This is a genomic window from Kribbella hippodromi (assembly GCF_039531045.1).
Lineage (GTDB): Bacteria > Actinomycetota > Actinomycetes > Propionibacteriales > Kribbellaceae > Kribbella > Kribbella hippodromi.
This window is the reverse complement of the sequence record NZ_BAAAPH010000007.1, coordinates 21,086-40,386: the sequence shown is the minus strand read 5'-3', so window position 1 is coordinate 40,386 and position 19,301 is coordinate 21,086. Positions and strand designations below refer to the sequence as shown.

The window sequence follows — 19,301 nt, the reverse complement described above, 5'->3', positions numbered from 1 at the left end:
GTCCATTCCCCCCTGACCGGGGCGGTGGGGCGGGGATGTATTAAATACGGTACCCATGGCAAGCCCCCGCGAACTCAACGGCTGCGCAACGTCACGTTGGTGTCGTAGAAGGAGCTCGCGACGCCGCCTGGTTCGCTACAGCCGGTGACCGCGAAGATGTGGATGTCACGCGGCGTACCGCCCTGCAAACCGATCAGCGTGGCCCGGGTGCCGTCGATCTTGGCCGGCTGGATCAGCCGGACGGTCGGATTCGGCCGCCCGGCCGCGAAGGTCTGCGCGCACGCCTGCTCGGCCGCCGTACCGTGCAGGATCGCGTTCGGCGTCTGCTCGAGCCACTTCTGCGTACGCGGACCGATGTCCTTCGTGCTGATCGTGACGGTGTCGGCCGGCGGGCTGTTCTGGTCCGTGCTGGCCGCGCCTTCATTGGCCTGGTCCTTGGTGGCGAAGACCACGCCGACGCCGAGCGCGGCGATCAGCACCACGCCGGCCGCGGCGCCGAGCAGCTTCGGCAGGTGCCGGCGGGGCTCCTCGCGCAGCTGGGCCAGCGAGTGCACGCCGACCGTGGACGCGCGCAGCACCGACTCGGACACGATCACCGCGTCCAGGTGCTCGGCGACGTCGGCCGGCATCGGGATGTCCGCCCGGCCCTCTTCGGCGAGGTCGGCGGTCAGCTCGAGCAGCGCGTCGTACGTCTGCTGGCACTCCGGGCAGGCCTTCACGTGCTCGCGGGCCCGGTGTGCCTCGGTCGCGGGCAGCAGGTTCTCGATCAGGTCGGCGATCGTGTCCGTGTCCAGGTGCTCGAGGTGCTCACTGGTCGGCAGACCGGGATCGGTCATCGGGGGCTCACCTCCGCACGGGAAGGCCGTAACAGCGCAGTCATAGGGGTACTCCGGTCGAAGGCAGCTGACATCCGGTCGCCAGAGGCAGGCGACTTCGCTTCGACGGTGTACCCACTCATTCGGTTCCCACTGCTTCCGGCGTGGTTTTGCCCGGTTCTCCGGACCCGCGGGTGGTCTGCCAGTGCCGGAGCAGCGGCAGCAGCTTGGCCCGGCCCCGGGCGCACCGCGACTTGACCGTGCCGGGGGCACAGTCGAGGATCGCGGCCGCTTCCTCGATGGAGTACCCCTCCATGTCGACCAGCACGAGCGCGGCCCGCTGGTCCTCGTTGATCTGTTTGAGCGCGTTCAGCACGTCCAGCCGGCGCTCCCGGACCTCGGCCGGGTCCTCCTCGGCCGGTCCGGCCAGCTCGGCGGCGCGGTCCTCGTCCTCGGGCAGCGGGTCGGCGGCGCGGACCTGCCGGCGCCGGATCCGGTCCAGACAGGCGTTCACCACGATCCGGTGCAGCCAGGTGGTCACCTTCGCGTCGCCGCGGAACGAGTCCGCCCGCCGGAACGCCGAGATGAACGCCTCCTGCAGCGCGTCGGCCGCCTCCTCGGGCTCGCCGAGGGTACGGATCGCGACCGCCCACATCCGGTCCCGGTGCCGCTTGACCAGGAACCCGAACGAGTCCGGGTTGCCGGCCACATGCATCCGGAGCAGCTCGTGGTCGTCGAGCTGGTCGTAACTCGCCGGCCCGGCGGGCGCGGTGCCGTACGCGGCGTCGTGCGCACCCTGAGCCACCGGCTCGCCCGCGCCGATGCGCGGGACGTCCGGCGGATTGCCCGAGTCCAGGGGAACGGTCATTTCTGGATCGCGACCTCCGAGATCGTGCCCCGGTACTTGCCGCCGTCGTCCTTCGGCAGCTTCGTCAGCCAGACGAGCACGTACTGCGTCTCGGTGGACGCCGAGACCGGAAGGGTCACCGTACCCTCCGGCTGGTCCTCCTTGGTCGCGACCGGCGCCCAGCCGTCGATCGTGTCCGGCGACGTGGTGGTGTCGCCCTTCGGGATCAGCACCTGCAGGCTGGTGCCGTCACCCTTCAGCGTCACCGCGACACTCGAGATCGGGGTCTTGGCGCCCAGGTTGTAGATGATGCCGACGCCGGGCTTCAGGCCACCGAGGTTCGGACGGCTGTACGACATCGTCGTCCAGGTCGTGCTCGGGTCGCCGTCGTACGTGTTCGGCACGTCCTTCGGGTGCTCGGTCTTGTCGCCGTCCGGGTCGAAGTCCTTGGCGCTCGCGATCGTCGCCTTCCCGCCGGTCGTCGACGGGGTGGTGCTGCTCTGCGGCGCACTGCTGGCGCTCGGACTGTTGCCGCTGCTGCTCTTGTCGTTGTTCATCGCGCCCTTGAGCAGGAACTGCGCCATCGCGACCACCGAGAGCAGCGCGAGGATGGCGAGCAGGATCAGGATCCGGCCGCCCCAGGAGCCCTTCCGCTTCGGCTCGTCGCGGCGCCGGCCGTTGCCGTTCCCGTTCGCCGGTGGCTGCCGCCGGACCGGACCGGTCTCGGCCGCGGCGTTGTACGCGGGCTGCGGCGGGCGGTACCCGGTCGGTTGGGGGTCGTACGGCTGCGGGCTCGGGTCGAGCGCCGGCGGCGCGGCCGGCGGGACGACCTGGGTCGCGTCGTCGATGCTGCCGTTCTGCCGGGCGACCTGGACGGTCTCGTCCATCTGGTTCGGCGGCTCGTGCGAGCTGCCGACGACACCGGACAGCGCGGCGGACAGGCCGGCCGCGCTGGTGATCGGCGGTGCGTGGTGCCGCGGCGGGTCGCCGAGCAACCGGTCGCTGATGTCGTCCAGCGAGCGCGGCACCCCGGCCCGTACCTGACGGGGGCTCAGCAGCCGGCCGTGCTCGACCGGCGCGGGCTGCAGGCCCCAGGCCGGTGCGGGACCGGGCCAGCGGCCGGTCAGCGACGCGTACAGCAGCTCGCCGAGTGAGTGCACGTCCTCCTCGGGCGAACCCGCGCCGGACGATCGCAGCGCCGCCTCGGTGGCGACGCCGACGACCTTGATCGCGCCCGCGTCCGTGACCACCACGGTCGCCGGGCTGATCGCGCCGTGCGCGTACCCGGTGCGGTGCAGGTTCTCCAGGGCTTCGGACACCTCACGGGCCAGCCAGCCCGCCTGCTGCCCGGTCAGCGGCCCGGTGCCGAGCATCCGCTCCAGCGGCCGGCCGCCGGACCACTCGCGGACGCAGTACGTGACGCCGTCGTGGACGTCGCAGTCGAGCACCCGCAGGAACCGCGGGTCGTTCGCCGCGGCGGCCCGGCGGGCGGCGTCGAAGAGCAGATTGGTGCGCGGATCGCCGACCGGCAGCACGTCGACCACGACTGCGCGGCTGAGCACCTCGTCGACGGCGCGCCAGACCCGGGCACCGTCGATCTCGGCCAGCAACTCGGCGATCCGGTACCGTCCGGCCAGCAAGGCACCAGGACTCACGGTCTGGTTCGACACGGTGTCTCTTGCCCTCCTTGATGCGCCAACGGCCTGATCGCAGCCCCCATGCTAGTGCCCCGTTGACCAGACAAGGGGTGCACGATCGCACAAGCGCTCCGGATCACCGGCCAATCGGCAGCTTCGATGTGACCATGGACACCACGTCGTTCACTTCGTGAATCCGCAGCACCCGGGAGATGCCGGCGTACACCGGCAGCATCACCGCGGCCGCGATCGCCAGTTCGACGATCGCGCCCAGCGGTCCGGACCAATTGACGGCGAGGCTCAGAATCCAGAGCACCACCCGGGCGGCGCCGGCTCCGGCCACCGCCGCGATCACCATCGCGAGCAGCGGCAGCCCGATCCCGGAGCCGGGCACCCGCGGCACCTTGCGGCGCAGCACCGGCCGGGAGACCAGGACGGCGACCAGGTACGCGAGCGCGTACGCCCCGCCGAGGACCACGCCGCTGAACCGGAGATCCTCCTGATTGAGCAGGACCCGGACCCCGATCACCGCCGCCGCGATGTTCGTCCCCGCGATCACGCACTGCAGGAAGAACGGTGTCCGGGTGTCCTCGAACGCGTAGAACGTGCGCAACTGGAAGTACTGCACGGTGAACGGCACGATCCCGAGCGCGAGCGTCATCAGCGTGTACGACATCAGCGTCAGGTTGTTCTTGCCGGAGCCGTACCCGGCGATCAGCGTCACGATCGGGTACGCGAACGCGATCATCGCCGCTGCCGCCGGGACCACGATCGCCAGCGTCTGCCGGATCGACCGGGCCGAGATCTGGGCGACTTCGACCACATCACCCTCGGCGGCCAGCGCGGACATCTGCGGCAGCGCGGCGGTCGCGAGCGAGACGGTGACGATGCCGTGCGGCACCAAGACGATCAGCATCGCGGTGCTGTACGCGAACAGGCCGGCCTTCGCGCCTGGATCCTCCGAGGCACTACCGGCGATCGCCAGCTGGGTCACGACGACCAGGGTCACCTGGTTCACGGCCACGAAGAGCACTGTCCACAGGCCCAGCCGGGCGGTGTGTCCCAGACCGGTGCCGCGCAGGCCGAACTTCACCTGGTACCGGTGACCGCTGGCCCGCAGGTACGGCAGCAGGACCAGCAACTGCACCGCGATGCCGAGCGTGTGCCCGAGTCCGAGCAGCAGCTCCTCGCCGTGGCTGTAGGTCGGCGGGTTGTCGCCGACCCGGTAGATCAGCAGGAAGGTCACGATCGAGGCGCAGGCGACGATGTTGTTCGCGATCGGCGCCCACATCATCGGGCCGAACCGGCGGCGCGCGTTCAGCACCTGGCCGATCAGGACGAAGGCGCCGTAGAAGAAGATCTGGGGCAGGCAGAGCCGGACGAACATCACCAGGTTCGCCTTCTCGGCCACCCGGGACGGGTCGTGCAGTTCCTTCGGCAGGTACAGCTCCGCGATCGCGGGCGCGAGCAGTACGCAGGCGACCGTGACGACCGCGAGCACCACGAAGCCGAAGTTCAGGATCCGGTTGGTGAAGTCCTGGCCGCCGTCGTCGTGGTTCTTGATCGCGCGCACCAGCTGCGGGACCAGGACGGTGTTGAAGACCCCGCCGGCCAGCAGGATGTACAGACTGTTCGGGATCGTGTTCGCCGCGGTGAAGATGTCACCACGGAGCGCGGTACCGATCGCGGCCGCGAGCAGGGCGATCCGGATGAATCCGAGCAGGCGGGACAGCACCGTTCCGGCTGCCATCACCGCCGCGGATCGCAGGGTGCGGTCAGCCATCCTTCGAACCGACTCCTTCTTTCAGTGACGCGTCCGGAGTCGCGGCTTCGGGGACGCCGTCCGGCTCGGAGCGTCCTTGGGCGGGATCAGGGGTCTCGGTGCCCGGAAGCTGTGGCTCCGCGGCCTCCTCGGGGGTCTCCGCCGCAGTCGGGTTGCGGCGTTCGCTGCGGACCCGGCGGTAGATGCGGACGAACGACGTGCCGAACAGCAGCGCGCAGGCGGCGCCGACCAGCACCCAGCCGACGCTGCCGTACTGGCTGGCCTGGATCAGCAGCTCCTGGGACTTGCCGATCGGCTGGCCGTCCGCGTTCACCACCTGGGCGTCGGCCCGGATCAGGCCGTTCTGCTCGGCGCTCGCGTTGATCCGGGGTGTCCACTTGCCGTGCGGCGGCAGGACCACGGTCTCCGGTGTCTCGATCTTCAGGTCGGTCCGGTTCACCGGCTTGACCACGATGCCGACCCGCACGGACCACTCGGTGTCGTTGGCGATGGTCAGCGGGAAGGTGCCCTTGCTGCCGGCCAGGTTGACCTTGATCTCCTTGCGCAGACCCTTGTCCACCTTGGCGTTCACCAGGCGTACGCTGCCGAGCTGCTTGTTGACGGAACCGAGCTCGATCGCGGCGAACTGCCGGGACTCCTCCGGGTACCCGGCCCAGCCGGCCGAGGCGGAGCGCAGCAGTGCCTGCGACATCACCTCGGGCAGCGCGGCCTCGTCGACGAGCAGCTTCTGCATGGTGCCGGTCGCGTTGGCCAGCCGGGTGACGCCGGTCAGCTGGTTGTCGGTCAGGAGGCCGTTGGTGGCCTCGGCGGCCGGTGTCCGCATCGTCTGCGGCCGCTGATTGCCGTCGGCGACCGAGCTCAGGTCGGTGGCCTTCACCCAGGGCAGCGAGAGGCTGTTCGCGAGCGCGGCGGTGGCGCCGCCGGTGGTGTCCCAGCCACGCGGCGGCAGCGCGACGACGGACGAGGCGCCCTGGCCGCCGCCGCTGGCCGCGATCAGAGCGGTCACCGCGGCGAACCGCTGCCGGACCTGGAGCGGGGTGTCCACGGTGTCCGCGTCCGGGCCGCCCGCGGTCAGCGACGAGTCCGCGACCACGGTCCGGACCGCTTGATCCGGGCCCTCGGGGGTGGTGATCAGGTTGTACACCGGGGTGGTGGTGAGCACCGGGCGTTTGGCGGCCGGCCACGAGGAGCTGCTGACCAGGTTCAGATCCTCGGAGGTGGCGCCGGGGAAGCCGGTGGACGCGGGGCCGAGGTAGCGGCTCGCGGCCGCACCGCCCTCCAGCCAGAGCCCGTTGGTGAACCCGGTGGAACCCAGGTCGTACCGCTCGGTGCGCGTCCGCGCCTGGCGGACCATGTCCTTCAGCTGGCCCCCGGTGTCCAGCAGGGAGGCCACGTCCGGATCCCCGTACGGGAGCAGGACGACTTCGTTGCCATGCGCGCGGCTCGAGTCGAACTCCTTGAGCCAGGTGGCGGCGGCCGCCTGCCCCGTACCCGTCGCGGTCTCGCCGTTCGGGCTGGCGATGACGTAGCCCTTGGCCAGCTGCCGGATCTCGTCGAGCATCGCCGGGTCGACCAGCCAGGTGACCCGGTGCTGCCGGCCCAGCATCAGCGACCGGCCCAGCAAGCCGCTCGGGCCGAGGTCCTTGGCCAGTGACTCGTTGGCGAAGTTCTTGCCGCCGAGCTGGGTCGGGCGGTGCAGCAACGGGATCACGAGGGCGGTGTTGACGGTCCGGGTCAGCGGCTGCTTGCCGGCCACCGGCATCAACGTCCGGGTCCGGCCGGCCGCGATGCGTTCGCTGTTCGGCGGCTGGCCGCGGAAACCGACGCCGACCACGTACACGCCGGTGTGGTCGGTGATCCGCCATTCCTTCCACGGCACCGTGAGCGTGAAGGCGACCGTTTCCTTCGGTGCCAGCGGCCGCTCGAACGGTTTGAAGGTCTGCGGGTCGTTGGTCAGGTTGCCGCAGCTGTCCCGCTTGTCCATCGGGATGTTCTGCTCGGTCGGGATCGCGTCCAGGGCGGCGGTGCTGGCAAGCCGGGTCCGGTCGATACAGGCCAGGACCTGCGGGTCGGTGAACGTCACCGAGCTGGTGTTCGTCACCGTGCCCTTGATCACCACCGGCTGACCGGGCTTCGGCACCGACGGGCTGAACCCGTTGATGGAGACCTGCACGACCGGGTCGTCACCCGGCGCCGCCTCGGCCGGAGCCGCCACGGTCGCTGCCGAAGCAGCCACCAACAGGCCGGCTCCCAGTACCGCCGGGAGCCTCAGTCGCCGTCTGAACACGCCGTCACCGTAACCTAGTTCCCCGTGTCACCCTTTGCCGACCAGTCAGCCCCCGCCGGATCCCTGCCCGCCGTCCAGCGGCGCGCCGTCCAGGCGTTGCTGGAACTCGCTCCGGTGGTCGACGAGCTGGGCTCCCGCTTCGCCGCCGCCGGCCACGAGATCGCCCTGGTCGGCGGTCCTGTCCGGGACATTCTGCTCGGCCGGGGGAGCAAGGATCTGGACTTCACCACGTCAGCCCACCCGGACGCGATCGAGCGGCTGGTGGCCGGCTGGGCGGACCACGTCTGGGACATCGGCAAGGCGTTCGGCACCATCGGCTGTCGTAAGGGTGAGTGGGTCCTGGAAATCACTACGTACCGGTCGGAGACCTACGATCCCACGTCGCGCAAACCCGAGGTCGCGTACGGAGACAGCCTGGAGGCCGACCTGGCCCGCCGGGACTTCGCCATGAACGCGATGGCGGTCCGGCTCCCGTCCCGGCAGTTCGTCGACCCGTACGGCGGGATCGAGGACGTGGCCCACCAGCGCATCCGCACCCCCGGTACCCCGGAGGACTCGTTCTCCGACGACCCGCTGCGGATGATGCGGGCGGCCCGGTTCGCGGCGCAGCTCGGCTTCACCCCGGACCCGGCGGTGGTGGCGGCGATGACCGCGATGGCCGACCGGATCACGATCGTGTCCGCCGAGCGGGTCCGCGACGAGCTGGAGAAGCTGATGATCGCGGATCACCCGCGGGTCGGGCTGGAACTGCTGGTCGGTACCGGTCTGGCCGGATACGTGCTGCCGGAGCTGCCCGCGCTCCGGGACGCGAAGGACGAGCACAACCGGCACAAGGATGTGTACCAGCATTCGCTCACCGTCCTCGATCAAGCCATCGATCTGGAGTCCCGTCTCTCTGTTCCGACGCCCGATTTCGTCGTTCGGTTCGCCGCATTGCTGCACGACATCGGAAAACCCAAGACCTTGCGGTTCGAGGGTGACCGGAAAGTGACGTTCCACCACCACGACGTGGTCGGCGCGAAGCTGGCCCGGAAGCGGATGAAGGCGCTCCGGTTCAGCAACGAGCAGATCGACCAGGTCAGCAAGCTGATCGAGCTGCACCTGCGGTTCCACGGGTACGGCGAGGGGGAGTGGACCGATTCCGCCGTCCGCCGCTACGTCCGCGACGCCGGTGACCAGCTCGAGCGCCTGCACGTCCTCACCCGCGCCGACTGCACCACCCGCAACCGCCGCAAGGCGGACGCGCTCCGGGCCGCGTACGACGACCTGGAGGAGCGGATCGCCCGGCTCCAGGAGCAGGAGGAGCTGGACTCGCTCCGCCCCGACCTGGACGGCAACCAGATCATGGAGATCCTCGGTATCGCGCCGGGGCGCGAGGTCGGCGAGGCGTACAAGTTCCTGATGGAGCTCCGGCTCGACCAAGGACCGCTCGGCGAGGAGCGCGCCCGCGAGGAACTGCTCAGCTGGTGGTCCGCCCGGAGCTAGTGCCCTGCGCTAGATCGGTTGCGCGGACTCGGTGGCGTACGCGGCGGCGATGCGCTCGGCCGACTCCGGGTGCTTGCCGTAGGTGATGGTCTTGGCGCCGACGGTGATGGATGCCACCGGTAGGGCGGGATCGATCGAGTTGGTCAGGTACGCCGCGTCGTACGCGGAAACGTCCGTGACTCGTTCGACGTCGAATGACTCCAGGCCGCGTTGCAGCAGCTGCTGACGGATGCCCGGAAGCACCGGCGCGCTCGGGAAGACGATCCGTGCGCCGCGGGCGAAGCAGATGTTCCAGATCGACGCTTCGGAGATCTCACCGGCCGTGCTGTGGAAGAGCGCGTCGTCGTACCCGGCGTGCTGTGCCTGGCGGCCGTAGTAGATCAGGTCGAACGTACCGCTGTGCTTGAGGTGAGGCACGGCGCGTTCATGTTCGACGGCGAGCAGGCGGAGCGGTTCGGTGCCTGGCGCGATCGGCGGGCCGACGCGGGTCAGCAGGTGCACTTCGGTGTCGGCGAAGACCTGGACGCGGAGGCTGAGGTCGCCGGCGCCGGCGTGTTCGAGGGCCGCGCGGAGCTCGGTGCGGACGCGGTCGGCCGGGAGCGGCGTACGAAAGACGTCGCGCGTGCTCTTGTCGAGCCGGTCGTAGTGCAGATCCAATCCGTCAACCCGGCCGTCCCGGACCTGCAGCGAACTGAAGTGGCCGAAGCTCGTTGCTTTGAGCAACGCCGGGTCCACGGTCCGCAACGGTGTGCCGTCCAGCAGCAAGAACTCGCTCACACCCACTAGTCTCGCGCCGTGGACGTGTGGAGCATCATCGGGTGGGGCGGTTCGGCGCTGGTCGTGCTGTCGTTGCTGCAGACCCGCATCCTGCGGCTGCGCATCCTGAACCTGGTCGGCTGCGTCATCCTGGTCGCGTTCAATGCGGTCGTCGGGGTCTGGCCGATGGTGGGGATGAACGCGGTCCTGGCGATCATCAACGTCGTACACCTGTGGCGGCTGCTCCGGCACCGGCACGACGAGACCGAGTACCAGGTACTCCAGGTCGGCGAGGCGGACGCGTACCTCGGCTACATCCTGGACCGGCACCGCAAGGACATCACCCGCTTCAACCCCGGCTTCACTGCCGGCACCAGCCCGTACGCGTTCCTGGTTCAGCACGGCGACCGCACAGTCGGCGTGGTCCTCGCCCACGACGCGGGCACCGGGCGCGCACAGATCGACCTCGACTACGTGGTGCCGAAGTACCGCGACTTCACCCCCGGCGAGTTCGTCTACCGCCGCAGCGAGGTGTTCACCCAGCACGGCTTCCGCCAAGTCCTGGCCCCGCCCCGCATGCGCGACTCCGCCCGCTACCTCAGCAACCTCGGCTTCCACCCCGACGGCGACGACCTGGTCCTGAACCTCTAAAGATCCTTCGCGAAACAGACCGACGCCGGCTCGTGCTCGAACGGCGGGTACGCCGGGATCGGCTCGTACCCGTGATGTGTGTAGAGCGCGATCGCCTCGACCTGCTTGGTCCCCGTCTCCAGCCGTAACCGCGTCAACCCGTCCGCCCGAGCCGCTGCCTCGACCGCATCGAGCAGCACGCGCGACAGACCCCGCCCACGCGCGGCCGGTACGACGTACATCCGCTTGATCTCACCCACCCCGGGCGCGACCGGCTGGAGTCCGACACAACCGGTCGCGATGCCGTCGAGCGTCAGCACGATGAACCTGATCTCGTCATGCAGGGCGACCAGTGGCTGGTCCTCGCCGTAGAGCGCCGCCAGTTCAGCCTGTTGCGCGGCGGCCAGCGCCAGTACATCCGCGTCCGCGGCCGGCACCGACCGTACTTCCACTCCGTCGATCACCATGCCCGCGGACGCTAGCAAGCCGGCGTGACACCGGTGTTTCCGCGTCCTCTCGCGTCTGCAGGAGCGGCGAGATTCGCGCGGGTGCGGAGGTAGCGCTGTTCGGCTGTGTTGGTGGTCAGTTTGGCGGCGGTCAGGTAGGTCTCGGCTGCTTCGCGGTGGTCACCTCGGAGGTCCAGGAGGTGGGCGCGGACCGCATGGTAGCGGTGGCCGCAGCGCACCCGGTCGTCGCCGGCCAAGGTGCCGAGGAGAGCGAGGCCGGCGTCGGGACCGTGCACCATCGCGGTGGCGACGGCGCGGTTGAGGCGGACGACCGGGCCGGTCAGCAACGGTTCCAGAAGGTTGTACAGGGCAAGAATCTGCCGCCAGTCCGTTTCGTCCGCCGTGCGTGCTTCGCCATGGACGGCGGCGATCGCGGCCTGCAGCTGGTACGGGCCGAGCGGCGTCGTACGCATCGCCCAGGTGATCAGCTCGGTGCCTTCGGTGATCGCCGCCTGGTCCCACCTGGTTCGGTCCTGCTCGTCGAGCGGTACGAGCCGGCCGTCAGCCGTCGTACGCGCCTCCCGGCGGGCGTCGGTCAGCAGCATCAGGGCGAGCAGCCCCGCCACCTCGCCGTCAGCGGGCAGTTGGTCGCGGAGCATCCGGGCCAAGCGGATGGCCTCCCGCGCCAGCTCGATCCGGCCAAGCCCGGCACCCGCCGTACGCGTGTAGCCCTCGTTGAAGATCAGGTACAGCACCTGGAGCACCGCGGTCAGCCGGTCCGCAGGATCCTCCGGCGGCCGGAACGGCTTGCCGCGCAGCTTCTGCTTGGCCCGGCTGATCCGCTGCCCGATCGTCGCGTCCGGCGTCAGCAGCGCGGCGGCGATCTCACTCGTGGTGAGCCCGCCGACCGCGCGCAGCGTCAACGGGAGTTGTGCCGTGACCGGAAGATCCGGATGACAGCAAAGGAACAGCACGGTCAACGACTCGTCCGTACCGCTGACCGCCGCCGGCGACACCTCGGGCGTACGGACGATGTCCTCGCGGCGCCGGCGTGATTCCTCGTTGCGGAGCAGATCGATCAGCCGACGCGAGGCGACCCGGATCAGCCAGGTCCGCGGTTCGTCCGGCACGCCCTGCTCCGGCCACTGCCGCGCCGCGACCAGCAGAGCCTCCTGGACCGCGTCCTCACAGGTCTCGAAGTGCCCGTAGCGGCGGACCAGCGCGCCGAGCACCTGCGGGGCGAGCCCGCGCCACAGCTCTTCCATCCTCAGCTCAAGGCGTCCGCCGGCTCAGCTGCCCGGGCGAAGATCGCCCCGGTGAAGATCGTCCGGGCGGAGTTCGTCGGGGCCGGCCATGATCGGCCGGACCTCGACGGTGTCGCCGACCGCGGCGACGATCCGGCCCGCGATCGCCATCGCCCGGTCGTGACTGTCGCAATCGATGATCGCGAAGCTCGCCAGTACCTCCTTCGACTCGGCGAACGGCCCCTCGCTCGCGACCGGTCCGCCGTCACCGCGCCGTACCGTCCGGCTGAGCGCCGGATGCGCGAGCCCTTCGGTACCGAGCAGCTCGCCGGTCGCGGTCAGTTCGGCGGCCAGGTCCTCGTAGAACTTGCACGTCGCGATGAATTCGGGGCTGTTCACATCCACGGTGTCCCAGTTCGACTGGTCGCCGTACGCCAGCAGCAGGTACTTCATCGATCGATCCTCCTCTACACCCGAACCATCGTCGCCTGGTAGCCGCCGCCGGGCCACACCCAGTCTCCGGCGAGCCGGTTGCCGCCGTCGCTGAAGCTGCCCTTGAAGTAGGCCGGTGAGCCCTTGGAGCCGCCCCAGATGGTGAGTTCGTCGCCGTCCAGTTCGTACACGTAGTCGAGGGTGTTGCCGTCGGCGTCGTACACGCGTGACTTCACCTCGGTGCCGCGCTCGCCGCCGAACGGGTGCTCGTACCCGATCATTTCGGTCATCCGTACCTCGTGACCCTCGTGGACGAGGGTTCCGCGCTGGACCAGGAAGTGGCCGCCGTCCAGCCACTCGAAGGTGGTCGTGCCGCTCGCGCCGCCGGTAACGCTCCAGGTGCCGACCAGGCGGCCGAGCTGCTGCAGTTCGTTCATGTTCTTGCCTCTCTCGTTTCGTGTTCTGTGCTGCTACCTCGAAGCTGTCCGGCGGTCTTCGACAGCTCGGCTTTGTCCAGAATTTCTTGCGAAGTAGTGCGTGAAACGGCCAGGTTGTGGCAAGTTTTGGGCATGAACCTTCGGATCGGCATTGCCGGGATCGCCATCGAGTCCAGTACGTTCTCGCCGCACCGGGCCGGGCTGGCGGATTTCGACGTCCGCCGCGGGGACCGCCTGATGGAGCGCTACGAGTTCCTCGGCAAGGACTGGGCGCAGGGGATCGAGTGGGTTCCGCTGGTGCACGCGCGCTCGCTGCCCGGCGGCGCGGTGTTGCCGGAGGTGTACGACGACCTGTCCGCCGAGATCATCACCCGCCTCGAAGCGGCCGGTCCGCTGGACGGGTTCTTCTTCGACATCCACGGCGCGATGAGCGTGGTCGGCCGGCAGGACGCGGAGGCCGACCTCGCGACCCGCATCCGGTCCGTACTCGGTCCGGACGTACTGGTGTCGGCGTCGATGGACCTGCACGGCAACGTGTCCCGCGAGCTCGGTACGGCGGTCGACCTGATCACCTGTTACCGGATGGCGCCGCACGAGGACGCGATGGAAAGCCGCGAACGTGCCCTCCGCAACCTGGTCGAGCGCGTCCGCTCCGGCAAGGGCAAGCCCGGCAAGGCCTGGGTTCAGGTCCCGGTGCTGCTGCCCGGCGAAAAGACGTCGACCCGGCTGGAGCCGGCGAAGTCGATCTACCGCCGGGTGGCTGAGATCGCGGAGGAGGCCGGCGTACTGGATGCCGCCGTGTGGGTCGGGTACGCCTGGGCCGACGAACCGCGCTGCCGAGCAGCCGTCGTCGTGACCGGCGACGACCACGAGCTCATCACCACGCGGGCGGCCGAGCTGGCGCAGGCGTACTGGGACGCCCGCGACAACTTCGAGTTCGTCGCGCCGACCGGGACGTTGGCCGAGTGTGTCAAGGCCGGTCTCGCGAGCAGTGCGCGCCCGTTCTTGATCAGCGACTCCGGCGACAACCCGACCGCGGGCGGCGCCGGCGACACGTCCTGGACGCTCGGCCAGCTGCTCACCGTCGAGGAGCTCACCTCGGGCAAGGCCACCGCGATCCACGCCAGCATCACCGACCCCGACGCGGTCGCTGCCTGTGTCGCGGCCGGCGTCGGCAACGAGGTCCACGTCAGCGCCGGCGGCAAGGTCGACTCCGGCCCCGCCGGCCCGGTCGCCCTCTCCGGCACCGTCTTCTCGCTCTCCGAGGACCCGGTCGGCGGCACCGTCGCAGTAGTCAAAGCCGGCGGTCTGCACTCGATCCTCACCAGCCGCCGCAAGCCGTACCATCACCTGGCCGACTTCACCCTCCTCGGCCTGGACCCCGCAACCACAGACCTGGTGATCGTAAAGATCGGCTACCTGGAACCCGAGCTCTACAACCTCGCCGCCGACTGGCTACTCGCCCTGACCCCCGGCGGCGTAGACCAAGACCTCCTCCGCCTCGGCCACCACAGCGTCCTCCGCCCGCTATACCCCTTCGACCCCACCATGCCCACCCCGACCCTGCAGCCAGAACTACTCCCGTAGCTCGAGCTGCTTCAAAACCCACTCCCACCGAAACCCGACGACCACGTGCGACCCGGTCCCAGGTTGGAGCGGCTCGACCGAAGCCACCGAGCCGCTCCCGGGATCGAGGACTCGCACCCCGGCTCGCCCAAGCACGGCGAGCGACGAGGCCCACGCCGGGTGGCCGGTGAGTTCCCGGCTGACATACGGCACAGCGACAGTCGGTGTGCCGGCGCCGAGGGCCGCGCAGAGCGTGGTCAGCGGGTACGAGTACGCATTGCCAGTAGCCCAGGCGTTGAGGGTGTGAAAGGTCGCCGGTACCACAACCACCGCATCGGCCGCAGGAGTGCGCCTCGGCTCATGAGGCTTGCGGTTGCCGACGATCACAGGTACGTCGCCAAGGTCCTGCTCGACCAGCCATGGCATCGCGGCGTCAGTGGGAATGACGTACGGAGTCCACCCCCACTCACGAACAACGCGAACCCCATCACTCAACCGAGAGGCAAGCGGGGCACCACACACAACGACAAACAAGGCTCGACTACTCAACGCGAGATCTCCTGAGATCGACTTCGGCGACGGTTCAGAGTTGGATGCTGACCCAGTTCGCATAGCCGATGAGGCTGTCTGGAACGTGCCGGCTGGCGTGGACAAGGCTCGCAACGGTCTCGCGAACGCTGGGGTGGTACCTAGTCTTCTGTGGTGCGATCTGACGAGCCTTCAGCAGCGAGGTCATCGCCCCGTCATTGTCGCCAATCAAGAGCTGGGCGCGCGCTGTGTCGATGTGGTGGTGACCGATCCGGTCAGGCGGATAGCCTCCGGGCAGATGGACTTGCTTGGCGAACTCCACCGCCACACCGTGGTTGCCAAGTTCCATCTCGATCGCAGCCGCATGGATCGCGACGTTGGTGAGGCCGAAGGACATCGCTCCTGCGTAGCCGGTCGCGAGGCTCCGGTCTTTGAACTTCACGGGATCGCATAGAACGCTGCGCGGCATGTGGGCGTTTCGACCACGTAGGTGGGTGGCGCGTGGCGATAGCCCTTAGTGGGTCGGGCGGCAGCCCGCAAGCTCCGGCGGTAGCCGGAGAGGATGGGCCGGCGCTGAGCCGGAGGGTGGGTGGGAGCGCGCGTAGCTGGTGCGACGAAGGAGTGCCTGCGTAGCACGCGGGGGTGCTTGCGTACGCGGAGGTACTTGCGGCTACAGCTTTCGGAGTGTGTGGAGGGCTTCGATTGCGTGGTCGATCAGGTGGTTGGCGTCGTACGGGCGGTCCTTTTCCGGGAGGCCGGACCATTCGAGGGCGAGATCTTCCGTGTACGACAGCCACGCGTGAATGCGCAGGTACTCCGGCGACGTCGGTTCGTCAGCTACTTCCGGCATACCGATGTAAGTGAGGATGCGCTTCGTCAGCCCAGCACGGGTTTCGTCGTACACCTCGACCGCGTAGTCGTCACCGCCGGCCGCGCCGCGGACGAACGAGATGTACGCCGGCCGCCGCCGCGCGATGAACGCGACGAACTGCACGAGCATCTCCCGCAGCTGCTCTTCGGGCGGAAGTGACTCGTCAGCCTTCGTGACCCGCAGCAAACGACGCCCGGCAGCGGAGATGACAGCGACGTAATAGTCACGTTTGCTGGGAAAATAATGGAACAGCAACCCGCGGGAGATCCCGGCCTGGCCGGCGATCGCGTCGATCGACAGCTCGTGGATCGGTTTCGTGCGCAGCATCATCAGGCCGATCTTGACCAGCTGCTTCTTGCGGTCCTCCGCCGAGAGTCGGTGCTCCATCTATTGAGCATTGCTTAGAAGATGGGCTACGGTCAAGGTGAGGAGAGGAGTCTTGATGGGGTTCGAACCTTCGGCCCGGGCTCAGGACCTGATCGCCCGCGTTGCCGAGTTTCTGCGGACCGAGATCGAGCCGGTCGAAGCCGAGTTGCACACCGCGATCCGGGGTGCCGGCGACCCGTGGCAGCCGCAGCCGCTGATCAAGGAGCTGCAGGCGCGAGCCCGCGACGCCGGCCTGTGGAACCTGTTCCTCCCGCCGGCCGAGCCGGGCAACGAGCAGTACGGCGAAGGCCTGTCCAACTTGGACTATGCCCCGATCGCCGAGCTCACCGGCCGGTCGTTCATCGCGCCGTACGTGTTCAACTGCAACGCGCCGGACACCGGCAACATGGAGGTCCTGCTCCGGTACGGCACTGCCGAGCAGAAGAAGCGCTGGCTGGAACCGTTGCTCGACGCCACCATCCGGTCCGCGTTCTGCATGACCGAGCCGGACGTCGCGTCCTCCGACGCCACCAACATGGCCGCGACTGCTGTTGTCGACGGCAACGAAGTGGTCGTGAACGGGCGCAAGTGGTGGAGTACGGGTGTCGGCCACCCGGACTGTGAGCTGCTGATCTTCATGGGCCTCACCGAGCCCGGCGCACATCGGTACGAACGGCACACCATGGTGCTCGTACCGCGCGATGCCCCGGGCGTGAAGGTCGTTCGGCTCCTCCCGGCCATGAGCAGGTACGACGAGCCGCACGGTCACGGCGAGGTCTCGTTCACCAACGTGCGGGTGCCGGTCGAGAACATCCTGGTCGGACCGGGCCGTGCGTTCGAGATCGCCCAAGGGCGGCTCGGTCCGGGACGCGTACATCACTGCTTGCGGCTGATCGGACTAGCCGAAAAGTCCCTTGAACTCGCGTTGCGGCGTGGTACCAGCCGGACCGCGTTCGGCAAGCCGCTGGTGAACCTCGGCGGCAACCGGGAGCGGATCGCGGACGCGCGGATTGCGATCAACCAAGCGCGGTTGCTCGTCCTGCAAACCGCCTATCTGCTCGACACGCAAGGCCTGGCCGGTGCGTTGAGCGAGGTCAGCCAGATCAAGGTCGCGGTGCCGCGGATGGCACAGGACGTGATCGACATGGCGATCCAGTTGCACGGCGGTGGCGGCCTGTCCGACGACTTCCCGCTCGCGGCCGCGTGGACGAGCGCTCGCGCGTTGCGGCTGGCCGACGGTCCGGACGAAGTGCATCGTGGCGTGATCGCCAAGATCGAGCTGGCGTCGTACCTGGCTGCGCAGGAGGTCAAGTGAGCCGCGTACTCGTCACGGGTGCCGCCAGCGGACTGGGCGCCGCGCTGGTTGCCAAGTTCGTTGCCGACGGCCACCAAGTGCTCGGCACGGATCTTGCCGGAGCGGACCGCAAGCTCGACGTACGAAGTGCCGACGACTGGACTTCCGCGGTCGAGTGGTGCGAGCAGAACTGGGGCGGTCTGGACATCCTGGTGAACAACGCCGGGATCGCGACCGGTGGCCGGATCGATGTCGAGACGCTGGACGAGTGGAATCGGGTCGTCGACATCAACTTGATGGGCGTGGTGCGTGGTTGCCGCGCGTTCACGCCGATGTTCAAGCGTCAGCGGTCCGGCTACATCGTCAACACCGCGTCCGCGGCCGGTCTGGTGCATCCGCCGATGATGAGCTCGTACAACACGGTGAAGGCCGGTGTGGTCGCGCTCTCGGAGACGTTGTCACACGAGTTGCGCCCGTACGGAGTGACCGTGTCCGTGGTCTGTCCGTCGTTCTTCCGGACGAACCTCGCCGACTCGATCCGCGGCGCGGACACCACGATGGGGACGGCCGCGCGGCAACTGATCGAGAAGTCGCCGCGGACCGCCGACGAGATCGCGGCCGCCGTGCTGGCGGGGATCGCGCGGAAACGGTTCCTGATCATCCCCGACCGGCCGGCCCGGGTGGCGTGGCTGTCGAAGCGCTACGCTCGCCCGTTGTACAACCGGCAGATGTACAAGATCGCGGCCCGCGCCCACATCCGTGCCGAACGGGTGGAGGGGACGGACCAGTAGTGGCAGCAGCAGACGGCGCCCGGCCGGTGCGGGCCGAGGACGCTTTCGACGTGACCGCGATGGACATCTGGTTGCGGTCGCAGACCGAATTGCCAGAGGGGCTGCCGGAGGTCCGGCAGTTCACCAGCGGCGCGTCGAACCTGACGTACCTGCTGGCCTACCCCGATCGCGAACTGATCCTGCGCCGCCCGCCCAGCGGGACCAAGGCGAAGAGCGCGCACGACATGGGCCGCGAGTACCGCATCCAGGCCGGCCTCAAACCGGTCTTCCGCTACGTCCCCGAAATGGTTGCTCACTGCAACGATGCACAGGTGATCGGCTCCGAGTTCTATGTGATGGAGCGGGTCGCCGGCACCATCCCCGGGCACCGCGCGCTCGGCGTCGACCTGACCGCGGCCCAAACCCGCCAGCTCGGTTTCACCCTGATCGACACCCTCGCCGAGTTGCACGCCGTCGACCCCGCCGCGGCCGGCCTGTCCGACCTCGGTCGCGGCGCCGGGTACGTCGGCCGCCAACTCACCGGCTGGTCCGACCGCTACCGCAAAGCAAAGACCTGGAATGTACCGAGCTACAACAAGGTCATCACCTGGCTTGTGGACAACCAGCCGAAGGACGTGAAGACCTGCGTTATCCACAACGACTTCCGGCTCGACAATGTCGTACTCGCGCCGGACGATCCGCTCCGCGTGGTCGGCGTACTCGACTGGGAACTCGCGACCCTCGGCGATCCGTTGATGGACCTCGGCAGCGCACTGGCGTACTGGGTGCAGGCGGATGACAACTGGGCGTTCCGCCGGTTCAAACTGCAGCCGTCGGACGTACCCGGCATGCTGACGCGCGACGAGATCGTGCAGTACTACACGAAACGCTCCGGACTCGAGCCGGCGAACTGGGCGTTCTACGAGGTGTTCGGGTTGTTCCGGCTGGCGGTGATCGCGCAGCAGATCTACTACCGCTATCACCACAAGCAGACCCGGAACCCGCGCTTCAAGAACTTCTGGCTGCCGGTGAACGTACTCGAGCGGCGCTGCCGCAAGATCATTCGGCAGGCGTGACCTGACCGGGGTGGTGGGGTGGGGAAGGAGT

Annotated in this window: 19 protein-coding genes; 6 read left to right on the top strand and 13 right to left on the bottom strand. The window is 68.8% G+C overall.

The window, feature by feature from the left end; translation table 11 throughout:
- Positions 1-74: 74 nt before the first annotated feature.
- From ABD260_RS12510 to ABD260_RS12490, 5 genes are all read right to left on the bottom strand, one after another.
- Positions 75-836 (bottom strand): hypothetical protein, encoded by a 762-nt coding sequence (locus ABD260_RS12510; protein WP_344233616.1) that lies wholly within the window; start codon positions 834-836, stop codon positions 75-77.
- Positions 837-954: 118 nt separating this feature from the next.
- Positions 955-1,683 (bottom strand): RNA polymerase sigma factor SigM, encoded by a 729-nt coding sequence (gene sigM, locus ABD260_RS12505; protein ID WP_344233615.1) that lies wholly within the window; start codon positions 1,681-1,683, stop codon positions 955-957.
- On the bottom strand, positions 1,680-3,332 hold the full coding sequence (locus ABD260_RS12500; protein ID WP_344233614.1) for a protein kinase family protein: 1,653 nt from the start codon (positions 3,330-3,332) through the stop codon (positions 1,680-1,682). The genes sigM and ABD260_RS12500 overlap by 4 nt, the downstream gene beginning before the upstream one ends.
- Positions 3,333-3,435: 103 nt before the next feature.
- Positions 3,436-5,082 (bottom strand): murein biosynthesis integral membrane protein MurJ, encoded by a 1,647-nt coding sequence (gene murJ, locus ABD260_RS12495; protein WP_344233613.1) that lies wholly within the window; start codon positions 5,080-5,082, stop codon positions 3,436-3,438.
- Entirely contained in the window at positions 5,075-7,369 is a 2,295-nt protein-coding gene (locus ABD260_RS12490; protein WP_344233612.1) for a DUF6049 family protein, read from the bottom strand. The genes murJ and ABD260_RS12490 overlap by 8 nt, the downstream gene beginning before the upstream one ends.
- Positions 7,370-7,393: 24 nt before the next feature.
- Between ABD260_RS12490 and ABD260_RS12485 the strand changes: the two genes are divergently transcribed.
- A complete protein-coding gene (locus tag ABD260_RS12485; protein WP_425553330.1) occupies positions 7,394-8,854 on the top strand; it encodes a CCA tRNA nucleotidyltransferase in 1,461 nt (486 codons plus the stop codon).
- A 9-nt stretch (positions 8,855-8,863) separates the two neighbouring features.
- On the opposite strand, the gene ABD260_RS12480 is transcribed toward ABD260_RS12485, so the two are convergent.
- Positions 8,864-9,631, bottom strand: a complete 768-nt coding sequence (locus ABD260_RS12480; protein WP_344233611.1) for an aminotransferase class IV — start codon at positions 9,629-9,631, stop codon at positions 8,864-8,866.
- Between the two features lie 18 nt (positions 9,632-9,649).
- Here ABD260_RS12480 and ABD260_RS12475 point away from each other — a divergent pair, with 18 nt between their 5' ends.
- The gene (locus ABD260_RS12475) at positions 9,650-10,261 is read left to right on the top strand and encodes a hypothetical protein (RefSeq protein WP_344233610.1); all 612 of its coding nucleotides are present in this window, start codon (positions 9,650-9,652) and stop codon (positions 10,259-10,261) included.
- Here the strand turns inward: ABD260_RS12475 and ABD260_RS12470 are convergent.
- The 4 genes from ABD260_RS12470 to ABD260_RS12455 are packed head-to-tail and all read right to left on the bottom strand — an operon-like array spanning position 10,258 to position 12,799.
- Positions 10,258-10,707 carry a GNAT family N-acetyltransferase gene (locus ABD260_RS12470; RefSeq protein ID WP_344233608.1) on the bottom strand — a complete coding sequence of 150 codons (450 nt, stop codon included), beginning with the start codon at positions 10,705-10,707 and terminating at the stop codon, positions 10,258-10,260. The two genes, ABD260_RS12475 and ABD260_RS12470, sit on opposite strands and share 4 nt — an antisense overlap.
- Before the next feature lie 11 nt (positions 10,708-10,718).
- On the bottom strand, positions 10,719-11,951 hold the full coding sequence (locus ABD260_RS12465) for an RNA polymerase sigma factor (protein WP_344233607.1): 1,233 nt from the start codon (positions 11,949-11,951) through the stop codon (positions 10,719-10,721).
- Positions 11,952-11,975: 24 nt separating this feature from the next.
- Entirely contained in the window at positions 11,976-12,383 is a 408-nt protein-coding gene (locus tag ABD260_RS12460) for a YciI family protein (RefSeq protein WP_344233606.1), read from the bottom strand.
- Positions 12,384-12,397: 14 nt separating this feature from the next.
- Complete coding sequence (locus ABD260_RS12455) at positions 12,398-12,799, bottom strand: hypothetical protein (protein ID WP_344233605.1); 402 nt, start codon at positions 12,797-12,799, stop codon at positions 12,398-12,400.
- Positions 12,800-12,931: 132 nt separating this feature from the next.
- Between ABD260_RS12455 and ABD260_RS12450 the strand changes: the two genes are divergently transcribed.
- Positions 12,932-14,386: a M81 family metallopeptidase gene (locus ABD260_RS12450; protein ID WP_344233604.1), complete on the top strand. Its 1,455-nt coding sequence runs from the start codon at positions 12,932-12,934 to the stop codon at positions 14,384-14,386.
- Here ABD260_RS12450 and ABD260_RS12445 read toward each other — a convergent pair.
- From ABD260_RS12445 to ABD260_RS12435, 3 genes are all read right to left on the bottom strand, one after another.
- On the bottom strand, positions 14,375-14,791 hold the full coding sequence (locus ABD260_RS12445) for a hypothetical protein (protein WP_344233603.1): 417 nt from the start codon (positions 14,789-14,791) through the stop codon (positions 14,375-14,377). The genes ABD260_RS12450 and ABD260_RS12445 overlap by 12 nt on opposite strands.
- Positions 14,792-14,948: 157 nt before the next feature.
- Positions 14,949-15,335 carry a hypothetical protein gene (locus ABD260_RS12440; protein WP_344233602.1) on the bottom strand — a complete coding sequence of 129 codons (387 nt, stop codon included), beginning with the start codon at positions 15,333-15,335 and terminating at the stop codon, positions 14,949-14,951.
- A 228-nt stretch (positions 15,336-15,563) separates the two neighbouring features.
- The gene (locus ABD260_RS12435) at positions 15,564-16,151 is read right to left on the bottom strand and encodes a TetR/AcrR family transcriptional regulator (RefSeq protein ID WP_344233601.1); all 588 of its coding nucleotides are present in this window, start codon (positions 16,149-16,151) and stop codon (positions 15,564-15,566) included.
- A gap of 55 nt (positions 16,152-16,206) precedes the next feature.
- On the opposite strand from ABD260_RS12435, the gene ABD260_RS12430 reads away from it, so the two are divergent.
- The 3 genes from ABD260_RS12430 to ABD260_RS12420 are packed head-to-tail and all read left to right on the top strand — an operon-like array spanning position 16,207 to position 19,270.
- Positions 16,207-17,445, top strand: a complete 1,239-nt coding sequence (locus tag ABD260_RS12430; protein WP_344233600.1) for an acyl-CoA dehydrogenase family protein — start codon at positions 16,207-16,209, stop codon at positions 17,443-17,445.
- Positions 17,442-18,215, top strand: a complete 774-nt coding sequence (locus ABD260_RS12425; RefSeq protein WP_344233599.1) for an SDR family NAD(P)-dependent oxidoreductase — start codon at positions 17,442-17,444, stop codon at positions 18,213-18,215. The genes ABD260_RS12430 and ABD260_RS12425 overlap by 4 nt, the downstream gene beginning before the upstream one ends.
- Positions 18,215-19,270, top strand: coding sequence for a phosphotransferase family protein (locus tag ABD260_RS12420; RefSeq protein ID WP_344233598.1), 1,056 nt, complete (start codon positions 18,215-18,217; stop codon positions 19,268-19,270). Before ABD260_RS12425 ends, ABD260_RS12420 begins: the two co-directional genes overlap by 1 nt.
- Positions 19,271-19,301: the final 31 nt, after the last annotated feature.

Bases quoted from the DNA above. Each gene is read 5' to 3' on its own strand.
- ABD260_RS12465 (WP_344233607.1), bottom strand. From the start codon at position 11,951: ATGGAAGAGCTGTGGCGCGGGCTCGCCCCGCAGGTGCTCGGCGCGCTG.
- ABD260_RS12430 (WP_344233600.1), top strand. From the start codon at position 16,207: ATGGGGTTCGAACCTTCGGCCCGGGCTCAGGACCTGATCGCCCGCGTT.
- ABD260_RS12455 (WP_344233605.1), bottom strand. From the start codon at position 12,799: ATGAACGAACTGCAGCAGCTCGGCCGCCTGGTCGGCACCTGGAGCGTT.
- murJ (WP_344233613.1), bottom strand. From the start codon at position 5,082: ATGGCTGACCGCACCCTGCGATCCGCGGCGGTGATGGCAGCCGGAACG.
- ABD260_RS12470 (WP_344233608.1), bottom strand. From the start codon at position 10,707: ATGGTGATCGACGGAGTGGAAGTACGGTCGGTGCCGGCCGCGGACGCG.
- ABD260_RS12450 (WP_344233604.1), top strand. From the start codon at position 12,932: ATGAACCTTCGGATCGGCATTGCCGGGATCGCCATCGAGTCCAGTACG.
- sigM (WP_344233615.1), bottom strand. From the start codon at position 1,683: ATGACCGTTCCCCTGGACTCGGGCAATCCGCCGGACGTCCCGCGCATC.
- ABD260_RS12510 (WP_344233616.1), bottom strand. From the start codon at position 836: ATGACCGATCCCGGTCTGCCGACCAGTGAGCACCTCGAGCACCTGGAC.
- ABD260_RS12460 (WP_344233606.1), bottom strand. From the start codon at position 12,383: ATGAAGTACCTGCTGCTGGCGTACGGCGACCAGTCGAACTGGGACACC.
- ABD260_RS12435 (WP_344233601.1), bottom strand. From the start codon at position 16,151: ATGGAGCACCGACTCTCGGCGGAGGACCGCAAGAAGCAGCTGGTCAAG.
- ABD260_RS12445 (WP_344233603.1), bottom strand. From the start codon at position 14,791: ATGCCATGGCTGGTCGAGCAGGACCTTGGCGACGTACCTGTGATCGTC.